This is a genomic window from Betaproteobacteria bacterium (assembly GCA_016713305.1).
Taxonomy (GTDB): domain Bacteria; phylum Pseudomonadota; class Gammaproteobacteria; order Burkholderiales.
Genome location: JADJPK010000031.1, coordinates 392,950 through 409,138, shown reverse-complemented (window position 1 = coordinate 409,138; position 16,189 = coordinate 392,950). Strand labels below are relative to the sequence as shown.

The window sequence follows — 16,189 nt, the reverse complement described above, 5'->3', positions numbered from 1 at the left end:
TCGGGCGAAGTGTGGATCGGACTCGCGTTCCTTCCGCGGTCAGCGGAACGAGCCCATGAAAGAAGCGGGCTGCGCGTGGAAGTGCGCGGTCTGGATGGATCGATTCGCACCACGGTTCTTCCGGCCGCGACCCTTTCACGGATCGAACATGCACGGGTGGGCCCGGACAGCCGGGAAAGGGGGGCGGTATCCGGCTCCTTTCTGGGTGTACTCGAAGGTTCTCAAGGAAGCACTGTCTCCCGGCTCGCTCTGACCGCGGCGCCGGTGGCCTCCTTGCCCTCCGGACAAGCACTGGCCGGGGGAGGCGTCGTCATGGCTGCGATCGACGTCGATGCGGCCCCGCGGCAGAGTGCTGCGAGTGTTCCGAACGTGGCTGTGTCCTTCATCCCATCGACGGACCAGGGGAGGCATGAGGGGGACAACACCGGTTCCGAAGATGCTTCCAGCCCTTCGGTCACGACCATTCCGGTGGCAGGAGGCGGCGCGGTCCTCCGGATCGAGGATCGGTTCGTCTCTTCCGGTGTCTTGTCACCATACAAGAATGCGCTTGGTGCAGCCGCAGTCTTCTTCGGGCTCTTTGGGCTCCGGGGATGGACGTTGCGCGGTCGGCGTGCTTCGCCCCTCCCCATCGGCGCAGCCACCAGGGTCGGAATTTGCCGACCTGTTCGATGCGGTTCCCACGCCGATCAACGTCAAGGACGAACACCTGCGGTTCGTCTATGCGAACCGCTCTCTTCTGGAGTGGATGGGTCTGCGCCTGGAAGAAGTGATCGGCAAGACCGACAACGACTTCTTTCCCGACGAGGAATCGGCGGTGATCCAGGCGAGGGACCGATCGGTGCTGTCGACGGGCCAGACGATGCGCTATGAGGCCAGCTACCGGCTCCCCGACACCGGAACCATGCACGTCGCGGCGGAAAAAAGCGTTCTTCGCCGGCCAGACGGCTCGTCTTATGTCATCACGGTGATGATGGACATCACCCGGCGCCAGAACGAACTTGCGGAGATCGAAGCCGCGCGTTCGCGGCTCGAACTCGCCCACGTCCTTGCCCGTGCCGCGCTCGAAGGGCTGGGGGACGTGGCCATGAAGCAGCTATGCGTTCGCCGACTCCACGCGGTCATGCCTGCCACCCGCGTGATCTATTCCCGACTGGAGGGCAACGGTCTGGCCCGGGTGGTCTGCGAGACAGGCGGCGGCACTGCGGGACTCGCCCCGGGAGAAGCTCCCGGCCTTGCCGTCGACGTGTCGGATGTGCTGGATCGGTTCCGGTCCGGTTCCTGTATGACGGCAACCGATATCGACGTCGAGGCCGATCCTGCGGGGGAGAGCACCCGGGCGTTCCTCCGGACCTTGGGGGCGAGGGCCTTCATTGCCGTTCCGGTGCGCGCGTCGTCCAGGCTCTACGGCTTCCTCTGGGTGTGCGATGGCGAGCCGCGCTCCTGGAGCGAACACGAAACGGGGTGCGTGACCGACGCGGCCGTGGCGCTCGGTGCGCATCTCGAAGGTGCGAAGGCGAGGGCAGAACGTGACGACGCATTTCGGGAAGCCGAGACGAACAGACGATTCCTGGACGCCGTCACCAATGCGGTTCCTCATCCGCTCTTCGTCAAGGACAGGGATCATCGCCTCGTGCGTATCAATGATGCAGGCTGCGAGTGGTTCCGCCTGTCCCGGGAGGAGATGCTCGGCGCGCGCGACGAAGACTACATGCCGGAGGATTGGGCCAGGGAAGCTTACGACGAAGACGAGGAGGTCTTCGCCACCGGAGAGGCGATCTCGCGAGAGATCCGCGCTCGAACAGTCAAGGGAGTCCGGCCTTGGGCCATGGTGCGCAAGGCGCTCGTCACGGCGGCAAGCGGTGAGCGATACGTGGTCGGGACACTCACGCCAATCGACGAACTGAAGGCGGCGCAGGAGCGCGCCGAGCGCAGCAGCAGTTCCTCGATGCCATCGTGAACGCACTTCCCCACAATGTATTCGTCAAAGCTGAAGACGGCAGGTGGGTGCTCGTCAACGATGCGTGCGCAGACTGGCTGGGCCGGACGAAGGGGGAGGTGGTCGGTCACACCGACGACGAACTCTTCGAATCGGCGACGGCACGGAACAACCGCGAAGAGGATCGCGAGGTCTTCGAGTCGGGACGCGATCTGCTGTTCGAGCGCGACATGGTTCGCCCCGGAGGCGGGCGGCACTGGTTCGTGAAGTCCAAGGCGCTCGTGACCTTCGGTCCGGACGAAAGATACGTCGTCGGCGTGAGCACGGACATCACCGAGCGGAAGCTGGCTGAGAACCAGTCTCTGACAGCACGCCGCCGATTGGAGGTTCTGAACGAGTTGTCCACGGCGATCATCGCCGGCGCGCAGCGCGACTACCTGACCCAGTACGCGGTCGATTCCCTCGCCCGGCTGCTGCCCGGCCTGCGGGCCGTCTATTCCGTGGTGGACGAGCACTTCCGGCAAACCGGCATCGTCGAAAAGGGAAGGGATCGACGGATGTCCGGGCCTCCCCTCGACGCGGACCTGCGGCAGTACCCGGAGTACCTGGAGGCGCTCTGCCGCGGAGAACTCGTCCTCATCGAAGATTCGCAGAAGCCCGGAAGGTGGCCGGCCTTCCGGAACAGAATCCGGTCCGAGGGCATCCGCGCCGTGATCGACGTGCCCATACGCAGGCAGGGGAAGCTCCAGGCGTTGCTGTCGGTGGACAGTGTGGCGCCGGTCGACTGGGAGTCGGACAACGTCCAGACGATCACGGAAGTCGCCGATGCGCTGGCCGTGGCGCTGGAGTACGACGCAACCCGAAAGGAGCGCGAAGAGGCGGAGAGCGCGTTGCGTCAAGGAAAGGCCTTCCTCGACGGCATCGTCAGTTCCGTGCCCCAGGCGCTCTTCGTCAAGAACGAAGCCGGCCGCTTCATCGTCGCCAACGACGCATTCCTTTCCATGGCTGCGAGAAGTCGTGAGCAGGTGATGGGCCACACCAATGCCGAGATCTACGGGGATGAGGTTGCCGCGCCCATTGACCGCGAGGATGCGGCGGCGTGGGCGTCGGAGGTGCCTCTCACGTTCATCCAGCAGGCGCTGGACGCGAGTTCGTCCGCCCCCTGGCAGCTCAAATCCAAGGTGGCGGTGCGGATGCCCGACGGCAGCCGATACCTCGTGTGCACGTCCACCGACATCACGGAGTGGAAGAAGAGTCAGGCCGAAGTCGAGCGAAGCGGCCAGTTCCTCGACGCCGTCATCAATGCCTTCGCGGTGCCCTTGTTCGTGAAGGATGAAATGCACCGCTGGGTGCTCGTGAACGATGCTGCGGCGCAGGCTTACGGCGTCCCGAAGACGGCATTCATCGGACGCACCGACTACGAGATGTACGACTTGCAGACGGCCGAAGGGTTCTGGCGCGAGGACGAGATCCTCTTCGACACGGGCCGGGTGGTGGTGGACGAAACCTCCATTCCTCTTCCCACGGGTGAACGGCGGTGGTTCCACCGCACGAAGCTCGCTACCGCGCCGATCCATGGGGCTCGCTACATCGTCGCGGCGATCGTGGACATCACCGAACGGAAGAATGCGGAGAGGGCGCTGATCGACAGCCGTTCACGGCTGGAGGTGTTGAATGGCATCGCCGGCCAGATTTCCCGTGGAACGGCGTTGGCCGACACGCTTTCCTATGCAGTGGCGGCACTTTCGCGCGCGTTGCCGGGCATGGACGTCTCCTACTGGGATTGCCGGGACGATCGCCATCTCGAACTTCGAAGCATTCGCCGGAACGGGGCGGAACTCGAACTGCCGATGGCGCGGCTCGACCTGCCCTCCCATCCCGAATACCTGCGATCGCTGCGCGGGCGAGGCGATCCTCGTGGAGGATGTTCGCGCCGACCCCAGGTTCGATGAATTCCGCGCCGTCGCCCGGGAACTGGGCATGAGGCGTTTCTCGACGCCGATCCGCGCCGCGTCCCAGTCCGTCCTTTGGGGTGTGCTGTCCCTGTCGTTGTCCGATGTGCATGCCTGGAGCGCTCATGAGAGGCAGACGCTGCACGAAGTCGGAGAAGCTCTGGCGCTCGCGCATCTCAATGCCGCCATCGAAGCCGAACGTGCACGTGCAGAGCGGGACCTGCGCGAGAGCGAGGCCACTCTGCGCGCGACGCTCTGGGCGTCCAACATGGGCATGTGGACCTGGGATATGCGAACGTCCGAAGTCCGCTTCTCGCCGCACTACAAGGCACAGCTGGGATATGCGCCGGACGAGTTGGAGGAGAGTTTCGGCACCTGGCGGCGGCTCTTGCATCCTGACGACGAAGAGCGTTGCCTTGCCGTAGTGCAGCGGGCCATCGAATCGGATGCACCTCGGATGGAGATGGAGTTCCGCATGAGGCATCGCGACGGTTCGTGGAGGAGCATCCAGTCCCGTGCCCAGGTCCAGCGCGACGATGGTGGCGGGCCGCTGCGAATGGTGGGCGGACACATCGACGTGACGGAGTTCAGACAGGCTCAGGAAGCATTGCGGCGGCATCGCGACGAGTTGGAGGAACTGGTGCGCAGCAGGACGTCCGAACTCCTCAAGGCAAAGGAGGCCGCGGAGGCGGCCAACCAGGCGAAATCCGAATTCCTCGCGAACATGTCGCACGAGCTTCGCACGCCCATGCATGCCATTCTGTCGTTCTCGAAACTGGGCGGCGAGCGGATCGTCGCGCCGCAGGTGTCCCTTCCGAAGATAGAGCAGTATCTTGGCCGGATTCACTCGAGCGGACAGAGACTGCTTGCCCTCTTGAACGACCTTCTGGACCTGTCCAAGCTCGAAGCGGGAAAGATGCGTTACGAGTTCGGCCTCGCGCCCGTGCGGGACATTGCGGATCTCGTCGTCTCCGAACTGGCCGCTGTCGCCAGAGAAAAAGGGGTCACGGTGACCGTCGTACCCGGGCCACCGCTGTGCGCATGGTGCGATCCCGTGCGGATCGGCCAGGTTCTGCGCAACCTCTTGTCCAATGCCGTCAAGTTCACACCCTCGGGTGGACGGGTCGAGATCAGCGTGGATCTGGCCAACCGTACGGCGGAGGAGACGGTCGTCGAGATCGCCGTCAAGGATCAGGGCATCGGCATACCCGAGGATGAGCTGGATGCCGTATTCGACAAGTTCGTGCAGAGCAGCAAGACCAAGAGCGGTGCAGGCGGAACGGGGCTGGGTCTTGCCATCTGCCGGGAGATCTCGACCCATCACCGGGGCCGGATCTGGGCGCAGAACAACGAGGAGGGCGGAGCCAGTTTCATTCTGCAGATCCCTCGCGACGGCACGCCGTCTGACCCGGAGGAGGATCTCCCGGCGCGGGAGGTGGCCTGATCGGCTTGAATCGTCCGGCTCTGCACTGCCGCGGTGCGAAATCACCCCTAAATCTATCCTGCGTACTGTCGAAAACAGATCTCGTGTGTGCAGGAAACGGTTGAGTCTCATGGCCCTTCTTTCGGGGAAGGTGAACCGAATTCAGTGACTTGCGTGCCAACGGCTTGCAGACTCCGCAGTGACAGGCAGTGCGTATCCGGTGAATTGACTCAAGTCATTCCTCCGGGACGCCCGAATGTCATAAAGTTGAGCGCGGGAGAGGCGGAGCTCTCTGCTTCCGGCCAGTGTGACCGGCGCACCGGTTCCGGGCGGACGGGCAGGAAGAACGGTCGAAGTGTCGTTTGCCGCGTTCGAAGGACTGGCGTCCAGGGTGACACGGCGTCGTGAGGCAGGACTGTGTGGGCGGACGAAGTCCGACGAATCGAGATCCGGTTCCTATGTGCAATGGCGTCACGGGGCCGGTCACCCGGAAACTTGGAGGGAATGGACATGATGCCGAAACTTGCGAAGCTGCTTGTCGTGGACGACGAGCCTTTCAATCTCGAGATCATCGCCGAGCATCTGGACGGTGCGGGATATGAGCTTGTGACGGCGAACGACGGTCAGGAGGCGTGGGACCTGCTGCAGAAGGCGGACGAGGACGAATACGACGCCCTCATCCTGGACCGCATGATGCCCCGGATGGACGGGTTGACGCTGCTCAAGCTGGTGAAGCAGGAGGCACGCTTCCGCCAGGTGCCGGTCATCATGCAGACGGCCGCAGCATCGAAGGAGCAGGTGATGGAGGGCATCCAGAACGGTGCCTACTATTATCTGACCAAGCCCTTCGACGGCGAAGTCCTGGCCACGATCGTCCGCGCTGCGCTCACCGACCGGGCCGGCTGGAAGGATCTCGCGCGCGAGGCCCGGCAGGAGGGGCAGATCCTTGCGTTGATGACGGAAGGGACGTTCCGGTTCCGGACGCTGGAGGATGCCAGGGCCCTGGCCCAATCCCTCGCCAATCGGTGTCCGGATCCCACCAATGTCGGACTTGGTCTGTTGGAACTGCTGGTCAATGCCGTCGAACACGGGAATCTGGGAATTTCCACCAAGGAAAAGGCGCGGCTGCTGCACCAGGGCATCTGGGAAGAGGAGGTGAGGCGTCGTACCGAACTCCCGGAAAACACAGGCAAGTGGGCCGAGGTGCGCATGTGGCGGGATGACCAGGCGATCCGGTTCCACCTGAAGGATGCGGGTCCCGGCTTCGACTGGAAGGCATTCGAGCAGTTCGACCCGGCCCGAGCCTTCGAACCCAACGGCCGGGGCATCGCGCTCGCGCGTCAACTGTGCTTCGCGGACATCGAGTATCTCGGCTCGGGCAGCGAAGTGCGGTTCTCGGTCCCCCTCGCACGCTGACCCCGCCACACGCCCATCACCGTAAAATGTGCTCGGCAGTGATTTCCCTGGCTGCGGACGGTCAGGCCGGCCCGGCCGCGCCTCCCGGTGGACTGACCATCCTGGTGGTGGACGACTCGCCGTCCATCGTCATGTCGATTCGCGGTTTCCTCTCGTCCCAGGGGCACAGGGTCGTTGCGGCGGAAGACGGCGAGTCGGCGCTGCGCATCGTACGCGCTGCCCGCCCCGACCTCGTGCTGATGGATGTCGTGATGCCGGAGCCGGACGGCATCGAGATTACCCGGCGGTTTCGGGCGGAAGCAGCCGGAAACTGGTTCCCTATCATATTGATGTCCTCCCTCGACGGCGCCAATGACGTCGTTCGCGGCCTCTCCACGCGGGGCGGACGACTACCTGACGAAGCCCGTCCATCTGGGAGTGTTGAACGCGAAGATCACGTCGTTCCAGCGCATCATCACCATGCAGCGGGAATTGGTGACCCAGGCGAGCGCGCTGCGGCAACTGCAGGACGAGCAAGCCTACGAGCATGAGCTCGCCGCCTCCTGATTCAGAACATCGTCCAGCGGGAAGGCCTGAACGAGCCGTCGTTGCGGTGGCAGATGCTCCCGTCCGCCCGTTTCAGCGGCGATGTGGTCGCGGCGGCCCGCAGCCCTGACGGACGCCTGTATACAGTATTGGGAGATGCGACCGGACATGGCTTGGCCGCGTCTGTCAGTCTCATTCCCGCCCTGCAAGTGTTCTATGGAATGGTGCGCAAGGGGCTTCCATTGGCGGAGCTCGTCCGGGAAATGAACGTGCGCCTTCGCGAGCAGTTACCCGTCGGACGTTATTTTGCGGCAACACTGGTCGTGCTGGACGAGCGTTCGCGGCAACTCGAGTACTGGAATGGAGGCATGCCTCCCGCCTTCCTCCAGAGCCCTTCCCGGTCTATCCGGGCGGAACTGAGTTCCAGTCATGTGGCGCTGGGGATCCTTCCTGACGACCAGTTCGAGGACGACTGTTCCGATACTCAATGGCACCCCGGCGAAGTGCTGGTTCTGTACTCCGATGGGGTCATCGAAGCGATGAACGGTGCTGGCGAGCCTTTCGGCATGGACCTGCTTCGCGACAGTCTCGAATCGTCCAGGGGAGGCCGCGCGGTGGATGCCGTCATGGCCGCGCTCCACGCTCACGTTGGTTCGAACGCGGCTCAGGACGACGCCTCGATCCTGGCGATCAATCTGCTCTGACACTGCGCCTCGCTGCGGTGTCGCTCCTGCGGTCCCGCCGCTTGGCTGCCGCCCCCCCGCTTGGACAAGGCGCTCTGTCGGGGGCTGCCCAGTGTTGACAAGGGGGTACCGTTCACTTCACGTCTCGCGCGACGCCGAACTGTGCCAAGTGCCGGTGTTCTTCGACAACTCGGTGGTTCTCGAAGTCTTGCTTTTACCAATGCCTCAAGTCCCGACAAAAATAGGACGGACAGGCGTACTCGGGAGGTACTTCATGAAGCATATGCACGTTAAGGGCGCAGCCGTTCTGGCCGCCCTGGCAGTCGCGTCGACCGGCGCGTTTGCCCAGGGTCTGGACTCGGCAGAAGCCAAGCTGTACCCCAACTACGTCACGGACGACATGCTGTTGAACGCGGACAAGGACGCGAGCAACTGGCTGCTGTACGGTCGTGACTACCAGACGACCCGTTACAGCCCGCTCGCCAGCGTCAACAAGGGCAACATCAAGAACCTGAAGGCTGCGTGGAACCTGTCCTTCGGCGTTCTCGATGGTCAAGACAGCCAGGCCGTGGTGGTCAACGGCACGGTGTATGTGACCTCCTCCTACAGCAAGGTCTGGTCCGTCGATGGCGCAACGGGCAAGGTCAACTGGAAGTACGAGCGTGAACTTCCGGGCGACGTGTTCCCCAAGCTCTGCTGTGACGTCGTGAACCGCGGTGTCGCCGTCTACAAGAACAAGGTCTATCTGGCCACTCTGGACGCGCACATCGTTGCACTCGACAACACCACGGGCAAGGTGGTGTGGGACAAGAAGATCGGTGACTACACGTACGCCGAAACCTTCACGATCATGCCGATGGCCCTGCGCAACAAGATCATCTTCGGTACTGCCGGTGCCGAGTATGGTGTTCGCGGCTGGATTGCAGCGATCGACGCCGACACCGGCGCCCCGGTCTGGAAGACGTACACCATTCCTGGACCTGGCGAGCCTGGCAACGAAACCTGGGCCGGCGAAAGCTGGAAGTACGGCGGTGGTTCTGCCTGGATTACGGGCTCCTACGACAAGGACACGAACACTCTGTTCTGGCCCGTCGGCAACCCCGGTCCCGACTTCGACCGTCACGTCCGCCTTGGCGACAACCTGTTCACCAACAGCAACCTGGTCCTCGACCCCGACACGGGCAAGATCAGGAGCTATTTCAACTACACGCCGAACGATCCGTATGACTACGACGGCGTCAACGAAATGGTCCTGGTCGACCTCGGCGGCAAGAAGATGTGGCTGCACGGTTCGCGTAATGGTCACCTGTACGCGATCGACCGCGAGAACACGATCAAGACCAAGTACGGCAACGAGCACAAGTGCGTCTGGGTCAGCGCCCTGCAACGCGTGAACTGGACGAAGCCCATCACGACGGCCAACAACTGCAAGCCGATCTACAACTGGCCCGAGAAGGACATCGTCTACGACAAGCTCACGACCGACATCGCGCCTTCGCTGGACGGTGGCAAGGAGTGGCACCCGATGTCGTACAGCAAGCGCACGAAGATGGTCTACGTGCCGGTGTATGACTTCGCGATGGACCTCCAGGCCAAGAAGATGGAGTGGAAGCGCGGCGAATGGTACCTCGGTGCCAAGGTGCTGAACTTCAACGCAGGCGCTGGTCACATCAAGGCGTTCGACGCCGCGACGGGCAAGCTGGTCTGGTCGAAGTCCCAGTCCTACCCCGCCACGAGCGGTATCCTCACCACCGGCGGCGGCCTGATGTTCTACGGCGATCCCGAAGGCTTCTTCAATGCCCTCGACGACGAAACCGGCGAACACCTCTGGTCGTTCAACCTGGGTACCGGCGTGTACGGTAACCCGACCACCTACACGACCGGCGGCAAGCAGTACGTCGCCATCGTCTACGGTGCGGGTGGTGGTGGCATCTGGCCCCTCCACTACGGTGAGTGGTACAAGAAGCAGTCCAAGGGTGGCGGCCTGATGGTGTTCTCGGTCGAGTAATGCCGTGAGCTGCGGGCACTGCCTGTAGCGAAATCAGGTTGTACCAACAAGGCGGGGGAGGGCGATGGTTCTGCCCTCCCCCGTTTTTTCATGATGTTCATTGGTCGTAACCTTGGGTCCGGTCGGGCGTTGAGTTCCATCAGGACATGCCGCAGAGACCTTGGGGCGTACGGATGGCCGAGTGACGCAATCCTGGTCCTCTGCGCGCGCGGCGAGTCCGACTGCGATATCGTTGAGGAGTGCAAGTTGAGTTCTATTCGTTCGTTCGTCACGACTTCGCTGGCCGTTCTGGCGCTTGCCATGGCATCCATGGCAGCCGCAGCGGACGATGTCCAGCCTGATCCGGAGAGCAGCGACGCACTGGCCCGTTCGAAGGGACGCGGTCTCATCACGGCGTGTGCCGATCCATACGACTACCCCTACGCATTGCAGAACGGCGACCCGCCCGGATTCGACGTGGAGATTCTCCGTGCCATTGCCAAGCGTGGCGGTATGCGCATCGAGATGTTCTGGATCAACACGGCGTCACGGGGCGGAACGTCTCGCGCCTTCCGGAATTCGATTCTGGCAAAGCGATGCGACGTGTTCCTCGGCCTGTCTGACAACGGCGACGACGACATGCTGATGCACAAGCTTGTTTTCACGAAGCCATACATTGGAATGGGCTACGTGCTGGTCACTCAGGGTAAGGCCAAGGGCTTGAAGACCCTGGATGAAATCAAGAACGCGGGAATCAAGGTGGGGGTGTCGATGTCCACGCCCATGGATGACTGGCTGTTCACCCGAGAGATTCCGCGTGAGCTCTACCTCGACAACCGGCGAATGATGGATGGGCTGACGAAGGGCGAAGTCGAAGCCGGAATGATGTGGTCGACAGCGCTCGGTGTCGCAAAGATCGACTTTCCCAAGGCCCAGTTCGAGATGGCCTCCGGGTTTGTGCCCAGCGAAGGGCTTCGTTTCAACGGTGCCTGGGCCGTCCGCAAGGATGACAAGAATCTTCTTCGTTTTCTGAACGAGGGAATCGACGAACTCCTTGCAAGCGGACGCATCAAGGAACTCGTCGAAAGCTACGGCGTGCCTTTCTATTCACCCTTCTCTTCCTAACAGATCCCAGTACCGGGAGGAAAATTCCATGATGAACATGCTACGGAAATGGTTTGCAATCGGTGTTGCCGCGTTGGTGCTGTCGGCCGGGACGGGCATCTCCGCTGCCATGGCGGCGGATGAAGGCGGGGAAATCGACCGCCATGGGATGGAAAACGACATTCCTATTCCCACGGACAATCCCCAGGCATTGGAGAACGGGAAGGAACGCTTCCAGGCGCGTTGCTCGTACTGCCACCGGCCGGACGGGCGTGGCGGCAGCAGCAGCGTCTGCCTGGCCTGTCAGAAGTACAAGCACGGCAGCAAGGCTTCGTCCATCTATGCGACGATTGCCGCTGGCCGTCCGTATACCAAGATGGGTGCCTTCGCGAGTTCGCTGTCTCAGGAAGAGATCCTGAACATCATCGCGTATATCCGCTATCTGCAGGAATGGAAGATCAAGGACGACATCGCCGCCGCGAAGAACCCTCCAGCCGCTCAGTAGGATGGCTTCACCGGGCGGGGAACGCCCAGAGGGTTCGGAGACTTGCCGAGCCTGAACGACAGACGGTCTGAGCCGTTACGCGATAGTCCTTGGCGAGACCCCGGATGACTCATCCGGGGTCTTTTTTCATGTGTTCGTGGATATGTCGACAGGACCCGGGATTCTGGCAGGAGTTGCCGGGCCGCTGTTTTCATTGCCCGTCCGGCATCGGCCCCGGTGTTGCCTTCAACGAAGGACGCGCGGAAGCGCTGCCTATCGACGTGCCGGGTTCAGCGTTGACCCGTGCTGCCGAATCCGCCTGCCCCTCGTTCCGTCGCGCCAAAAGTGTCGACCCGTCTGAATTCGACTTGCACGACAGGAACGACGACGAGTTGAGCGATCCGATCCATGGGTTGAATGAGGAAGGCATCCTTGCCCCGGTTCCAGACCGAGACGAACACTTGCCCTTGATAATCGGAGTCGATGAGCCCGACCAGATTTCCCAGCACGATACCGTGCTTGTGGCCGAGACCACTTCTGGGCAGAACAATCGCCGCCAGCCCGGGATCTGACAAGTGGAGGGCGATTCCGGAGGGAATCAATTGAGTTTCGCCCGGCAGGAGGCTGACCGATTCCTGAATGCATGCCCTCAGGTCCATCCCTGCCGCACCCGCCGTGGCGTATTGGGGTAACTGCCCGGCGACGCGTGGATCCAGAATGCGAACGTCGATGACCGGCCTTGAGTCCGAAGGTGCGTTCATCGGGTTTTCGCGAACAGGCGTGCGAGATGGTGCACGAGAAGACGGGCCTGTGTCAGTTTCGGAGCACGGGGCAAAACGTGTCTGCCTTCGTCGTCGAAGAGGATCAGTTCGTTGGACTCCGCACCGATGGCCTCATGAGCCAGGTTGGCTGCCAACAGCGGAAGATGCTTCCGTTTGCGCTTGCTTTCTGCATACTCGTCCAGTTTCTCGCTTTCTGCCGCGAAGCCGACACAGAAGGGTGGGTTCGCGCGGCTTGCCACGTTCGCAAGGATATCGGGGGTGGGAGCCAGTTCCAGAGCCAGGATCCGCGCGTCTTTCTTGATCTTCTGTTCCTGGGGATTCAACGGCGCGTAGTCCGCAACGGCTGCCACGCTGATGAAGACGTGACAATCCGATAGCGCCTTCTCGACCCCTTCCAGCATTTCCTGCGCACTCGTCACCTTCACCACACGAATTCCTGACGGGGGTTGCAGCATGGTCGGCCCGGTGACCAGAATCACGCGGGCGCCAGCATCCCGTGCGGCACGGGCAATGGCATACCCCATCCGGCCGGAACTGAGATTTGTCAGCCCGCGGACGGCATCCAAACGTTCGAAGGTCGGGCCCGCTGTGACGACCACGTTCACCTTGTCGAGAACCTTGGGTTCGAACCAGCCGACGATCTGATCGCACAGCGCCTCGGGCTCGGTCATTCGACCCATGCCCGTTTCGCCACAAGCCTGAGAACCGCTGTCGGGTCCGAGCACCCGTACGCCGTCTTCCCTGAGCATTGCGACGTTCCGCTGAGTGGCCGGGTGATCCCACATCTGCCGATTCATGGCCGGCGCCACAAACATGGGGCAATCCCGGGCGAGGCATAGGGTGGAAAGCAGGTCGTCAGCATGACCATGAACAAGCTTCGCGATGAAATCGGCGCTCGCAGGCGCGATCACGATGAGATCCGTGTCCCGCGAGAGCTGGATATGCGCCATGCCGTTCTCGGCGCTCACGTCCCACATGTCCGTGTGTACGCTGCGCCCGGAGAGGGCCTGCAACGTCAGCGGGGCAATGAAGCGAGTGGCCGACTCTGTCATGACGACCTGAACATCCACTTCTTGTGCAACAAGAAGGCGAACGAGCTCGGCGGCCTTGTATGCGGCTATGCCGCCGGTGATACCGAGGAGAACGCGCCGGCGAGGCGATTCGGACATGGCAAGCTGTCATTGGGCGGGAAGACGGGAGTGTAAACTAGCCCGTGTGTGCGTACATCATGGCGCCCGGCTCGCGTCCGTGCGCAAGAAAATGGGAATCAAAGACTGGCCGGAGGCCGATCGGCCCAGAGAAAAGCTGCGGGAACGCGGCGCCCATGCGCTCACGGATTCAGAACTGCTGGCAATCTTCCTGAGGACCGGCGTATCGGGATCAAGCGCGGTGGATCTGGGACGCGACCTGATCAAGACCTTCGGTGGCTTGTCCCGGCTTCTTGCCGCATCTGCGGAGGAGTTCGACAGCATTCCAGGGCTGGGTCCCGCGAAACATGCCCAGCTTCTGGCGGTGTTCGAACTTGCGCGGCGGGTACTGGAGGAACAACTCGGGGCCAGGGATGTCATGGACTCGCCGGCCAGGGTCAGAGACTATCTTCGGTTGACCTTGCATGGCAGGCACCGGGAATGCTTTTCGGTCCTGTTTCTCGACGCGCAACATCGGGTGATCGCGATCGAAGAACTCTTCGCGGGCACTCTGACCCAGGCTCCCGTCTTTCCGCGGGAAATCGTTCGGCGGGCCTTGTTCCACAATGCTGCAGCTTTGATTTTTGCCCACAATCACCCTTCCGGCGTTGTCGAGCCCAGCCGTGCCGACGAGGTCCTCACGCGCTCGCTCAAGGCTACCCTGGAACCGCTGGACATTCGGGTGCTGGATCACATCATCGTGGGTTCGGAGGGCGCGTTGTCATTTGCCGAGCGCGGACTCCTGTAGGAGAGGGGCGTGCCCGTCGGTGCGGAGTGCGGGAGGGCGTCCCGGAGCGGTTCCCTCTGCAGCATAAGCGCTCGGGCTCTTGAGAGACTTCGATTGCCATGCTATAAATCGAGTTTCTCAAATTCAGCCTGGAGTCAGCCATGGCACGTGTGTGTCAAGTCACCGGCAAGAAACCCATGGTGGGCAATAACGTCTCACACGCAAACAACAAGACCAAGCGCCGTTTTCTGCCCAATCTTCAGCGCCGCCGCTTCTGGGTCGAGAGCGAAAATCGTTGGGTCAGCCTGCGTTTGACCAATGCAGGTCTGAGGACCATCGACAAGAGGGGTATCGATGTCGTGCTCGCGGAACTCCGCGCAGCGGGCGAAAAGATCTAACGGCTCCAGGAGGAATATCCCATGCGTGACAAGATCAAGCTCGAGTCGACGGCGGGCACCGGTCATTTCTACACCACCACGAAAAACAAGCGCACCATGCCGGAGAAGATGGAGATCAAGAAGTATGATCCCAAGGCGCGCAAGCATGTGATTTACAAGGAAACGAAGCTCAAGTGACCGAGGCGGTGCGAAGAGTCGCACCTTGGTCCTGATCTTGATGGGTGCTCTTGTGTAAGAAGAAAAGCGAACCCCGAAACAAGAGCCCGAAACGAGAAAAGCCCGCAGAAGCGGGCTTTTTTTATGGGTGCTGTGGACCTTGAGACAGTGGACGATCAGGCGTACGAACGCAATTGCCTCGAGAACTCGCCCAAGGCAGCGATGCCACTGCCTTCCGCACGATGGCACCAATCCTCCAACTGCTTCACCAACTGTTCCTTGGAGAAGGTGGATTTCTGCCAGACCGAGGCAAGATCCTGGCGCATCGAATACATCGTCCCCAGAACCTTGCTCTTCGCAAGCATTGCATCCAGCCGCTTCTTGTCCTCGATGCTGAGGAAAGCCGGATCGCTCCGGAATAGTCGAACGAATTCAGCGCGTTCGGCCTGGGAGATGCCATGGCTACGCAGCTTGGAAAGTTCTTCGAGACAAGTTTCGGCAACGGAGCGGCTGTAGCGGCCCAGAACATCGTAGCGATGGGTGATCACCGCCTGCAACGTCGCCAGGTCGCACCGCATCTTGCCGAGATCCAGCCGCACGGCAGGGGCAAGCTTCTTCACCTTGGCCAGCCCCGCCATCTCCATCAGACGGATATAGAGCCAGCCGATATCGAATTCGTACCACTTGTTGGATAACCTGGCCGAAGACGCATAGGCGTGGTGATTGTTGTGAAGTTCCTCGCCACCTATCAAGATGCCCCACGGCACGATGTTGGTGCTCGTGTCCTTCGAATCGAAGTTCCGGTATCCCCAGTAGTGCCCGATTCCATTGATGACGCCAGCGGCGAAGATGGGAATCCACGCCATCTGTACCGCCCAGATCGTCAGTCCGACCGGCCCGAACAGCACTACGTTGATCGCCAGCATGATGACGATTCCCCACTGGGAGCGCTTGGTATATACGTTTCGCTCGATCCAGTCATCAGGCGTTCCGTTGCCGTACTTGTCCAAGAGGTCGTGATCCCTGGCAGCCTTGCGATAGAGTTCGGCGCCCTCCCACATGACCTTGTTGATGCCTTCGACTTGCGGGCTATGTGGGTCTTCCGGCGTCTCGCATTTCGCGTGGTGCTTGCGGTGGACCGCCGCCCACTCCTTGGTGACCATCCCGGTCGTGAGCCACAGCCAGAATCGAAAGAAATGGCTCGGAATGGCGTGCAGTTCCAAGGCGCGGTGCGCCTGGTGCCGGTGAAGAAATATCGTGACACCGGCAATGGTTACATGCGTGAGTCCCAGCGCGACCAGCACGTAGCCCCACCAAGGAAGATCGATCAACCCATTGAACCCCATTGAACCCCCCTAGAAGAACGGTGCTGCGAGCACCAGGAAATCAGCGCTGTGGCCAGAATGCTCCGGAAGACCATCGGAAGCGG

The 16,189-nt window shown here is 61.8% G+C and carries 15 protein-coding genes and 1 pseudogene; 13 read left to right on the top strand and 3 right to left on the bottom strand.

Features of this window, described 5'->3' with window-relative positions:
- Positions 1-610 precede the first annotated feature (610 nt).
- The 10 genes and pseudogenes from IPK20_23460 to IPK20_23415 all read left to right on the top strand — a co-directional run bounded on the left by IPK20_23460 (position 611) and on the right by IPK20_23415 (position 11,531).
- Positions 611-1,957 (top strand): PAS domain-containing protein, encoded by a 1,347-nt coding sequence (locus IPK20_23460; GenBank protein MBK8019339.1) that lies wholly within the window; start codon positions 611-613, stop codon positions 1,955-1,957.
- The gene (locus IPK20_23455) at positions 1,954-3,888 is read left to right on the top strand and encodes a PAS domain-containing protein (GenBank protein MBK8019338.1); all 1,935 of its coding nucleotides are present in this window, start codon (positions 1,954-1,956) and stop codon (positions 3,886-3,888) included. Before IPK20_23460 ends, IPK20_23455 begins: the two co-directional genes overlap by 4 nt.
- A 556-nt stretch (positions 3,889-4,444) precedes the next feature.
- A pseudogene (locus tag IPK20_23450) lies at positions 4,445-4,801 on the top strand (hybrid sensor histidine kinase/response regulator).
- Positions 4,802-4,804: 3 nt separating this feature from the next.
- Positions 4,805-5,332, top strand: coding sequence for a HAMP domain-containing histidine kinase (locus tag IPK20_23445; GenBank protein ID MBK8019337.1), 528 nt, complete (start codon positions 4,805-4,807; stop codon positions 5,330-5,332).
- A 492-nt stretch (positions 5,333-5,824) separates the two neighbouring features.
- Positions 5,825-6,727: a response regulator gene (locus IPK20_23440; GenBank protein ID MBK8019336.1), complete on the top strand. Its 903-nt coding sequence runs from the start codon at positions 5,825-5,827 to the stop codon at positions 6,725-6,727.
- Between the two features lie 104 nt (positions 6,728-6,831).
- Positions 6,832-7,257: a response regulator gene (locus IPK20_23435; GenBank protein MBK8019335.1), complete on the top strand. Its 426-nt coding sequence runs from the start codon at positions 6,832-6,834 to the stop codon at positions 7,255-7,257.
- Between the two features lie 69 nt (positions 7,258-7,326).
- Positions 7,327-7,956, top strand: a complete 630-nt coding sequence (locus IPK20_23430; GenBank protein ID MBK8019334.1) for a serine/threonine-protein phosphatase — start codon at positions 7,327-7,329, stop codon at positions 7,954-7,956.
- A gap of 253 nt (positions 7,957-8,209) precedes the next feature.
- Positions 8,210-9,943 carry a PQQ-dependent dehydrogenase, methanol/ethanol family gene (locus IPK20_23425; protein ID MBK8019333.1) on the top strand — a complete coding sequence of 578 codons (1,734 nt, stop codon included), beginning with the start codon at positions 8,210-8,212 and terminating at the stop codon, positions 9,941-9,943.
- 246 nt (positions 9,944-10,189) lie between these two features.
- Positions 10,190-11,047, top strand: coding sequence for a transporter substrate-binding domain-containing protein (locus tag IPK20_23420; GenBank protein MBK8019332.1), 858 nt, complete (start codon positions 10,190-10,192; stop codon positions 11,045-11,047).
- 28 nt (positions 11,048-11,075) lie between these two features.
- Complete coding sequence (locus IPK20_23415; protein ID MBK8019331.1) at positions 11,076-11,531, top strand: cytochrome c; 456 nt, start codon at positions 11,076-11,078, stop codon at positions 11,529-11,531.
- Between the two features lie 269 nt (positions 11,532-11,800).
- On the opposite strand, the gene dut is transcribed toward IPK20_23415, so the two are convergent.
- Both dut and coaBC read right to left on the bottom strand, forming a co-directional pair.
- Positions 11,801-12,271, bottom strand: a complete 471-nt coding sequence (gene dut / locus IPK20_23410) for a dUTP diphosphatase (GenBank protein MBK8019330.1) — start codon at positions 12,269-12,271, stop codon at positions 11,801-11,803.
- Positions 12,268-13,461: a bifunctional phosphopantothenoylcysteine decarboxylase/phosphopantothenate--cysteine ligase CoaBC gene (gene coaBC / locus IPK20_23405; GenBank protein ID MBK8019329.1), complete on the bottom strand. Its 1,194-nt coding sequence runs from the start codon at positions 13,459-13,461 to the stop codon at positions 12,268-12,270. The genes dut and coaBC overlap by 4 nt, the downstream gene beginning before the upstream one ends.
- A gap of 91 nt (positions 13,462-13,552) precedes the next feature.
- Here coaBC and radC point away from each other — a divergent pair, with 91 nt between their 5' ends.
- The 3 genes from radC to rpmG all read left to right on the top strand — a co-directional run bounded on the left by radC (position 13,553) and on the right by rpmG (position 14,781).
- On the top strand, positions 13,553-14,227 hold the full coding sequence (gene radC, locus IPK20_23400) for a DNA repair protein RadC (GenBank protein ID MBK8019328.1): 675 nt from the start codon (positions 13,553-13,555) through the stop codon (positions 14,225-14,227).
- Positions 14,228-14,367: 140 nt separating this feature from the next.
- Positions 14,368-14,604 (top strand): 50S ribosomal protein L28, encoded by a 237-nt coding sequence (gene rpmB, locus IPK20_23395; protein ID MBK8019327.1) that lies wholly within the window; start codon positions 14,368-14,370, stop codon positions 14,602-14,604.
- A 21-nt stretch (positions 14,605-14,625) separates the two neighbouring features.
- Positions 14,626-14,781 carry a 50S ribosomal protein L33 gene (rpmG, locus tag IPK20_23390; protein ID MBK8019326.1) on the top strand — a complete coding sequence of 52 codons (156 nt, stop codon included), beginning with the start codon at positions 14,626-14,628 and terminating at the stop codon, positions 14,779-14,781.
- 155 nt (positions 14,782-14,936) lie between these two features.
- Here the strand turns inward: rpmG and IPK20_23385 are convergent, their stop codons facing one another.
- The gene (locus IPK20_23385) at positions 14,937-16,106 is read right to left on the bottom strand and encodes a fatty acid desaturase (protein ID MBK8019325.1); all 1,170 of its coding nucleotides are present in this window, start codon (positions 16,104-16,106) and stop codon (positions 14,937-14,939) included.
- Between the last annotated feature and the right edge of the window lie 83 nt (positions 16,107-16,189).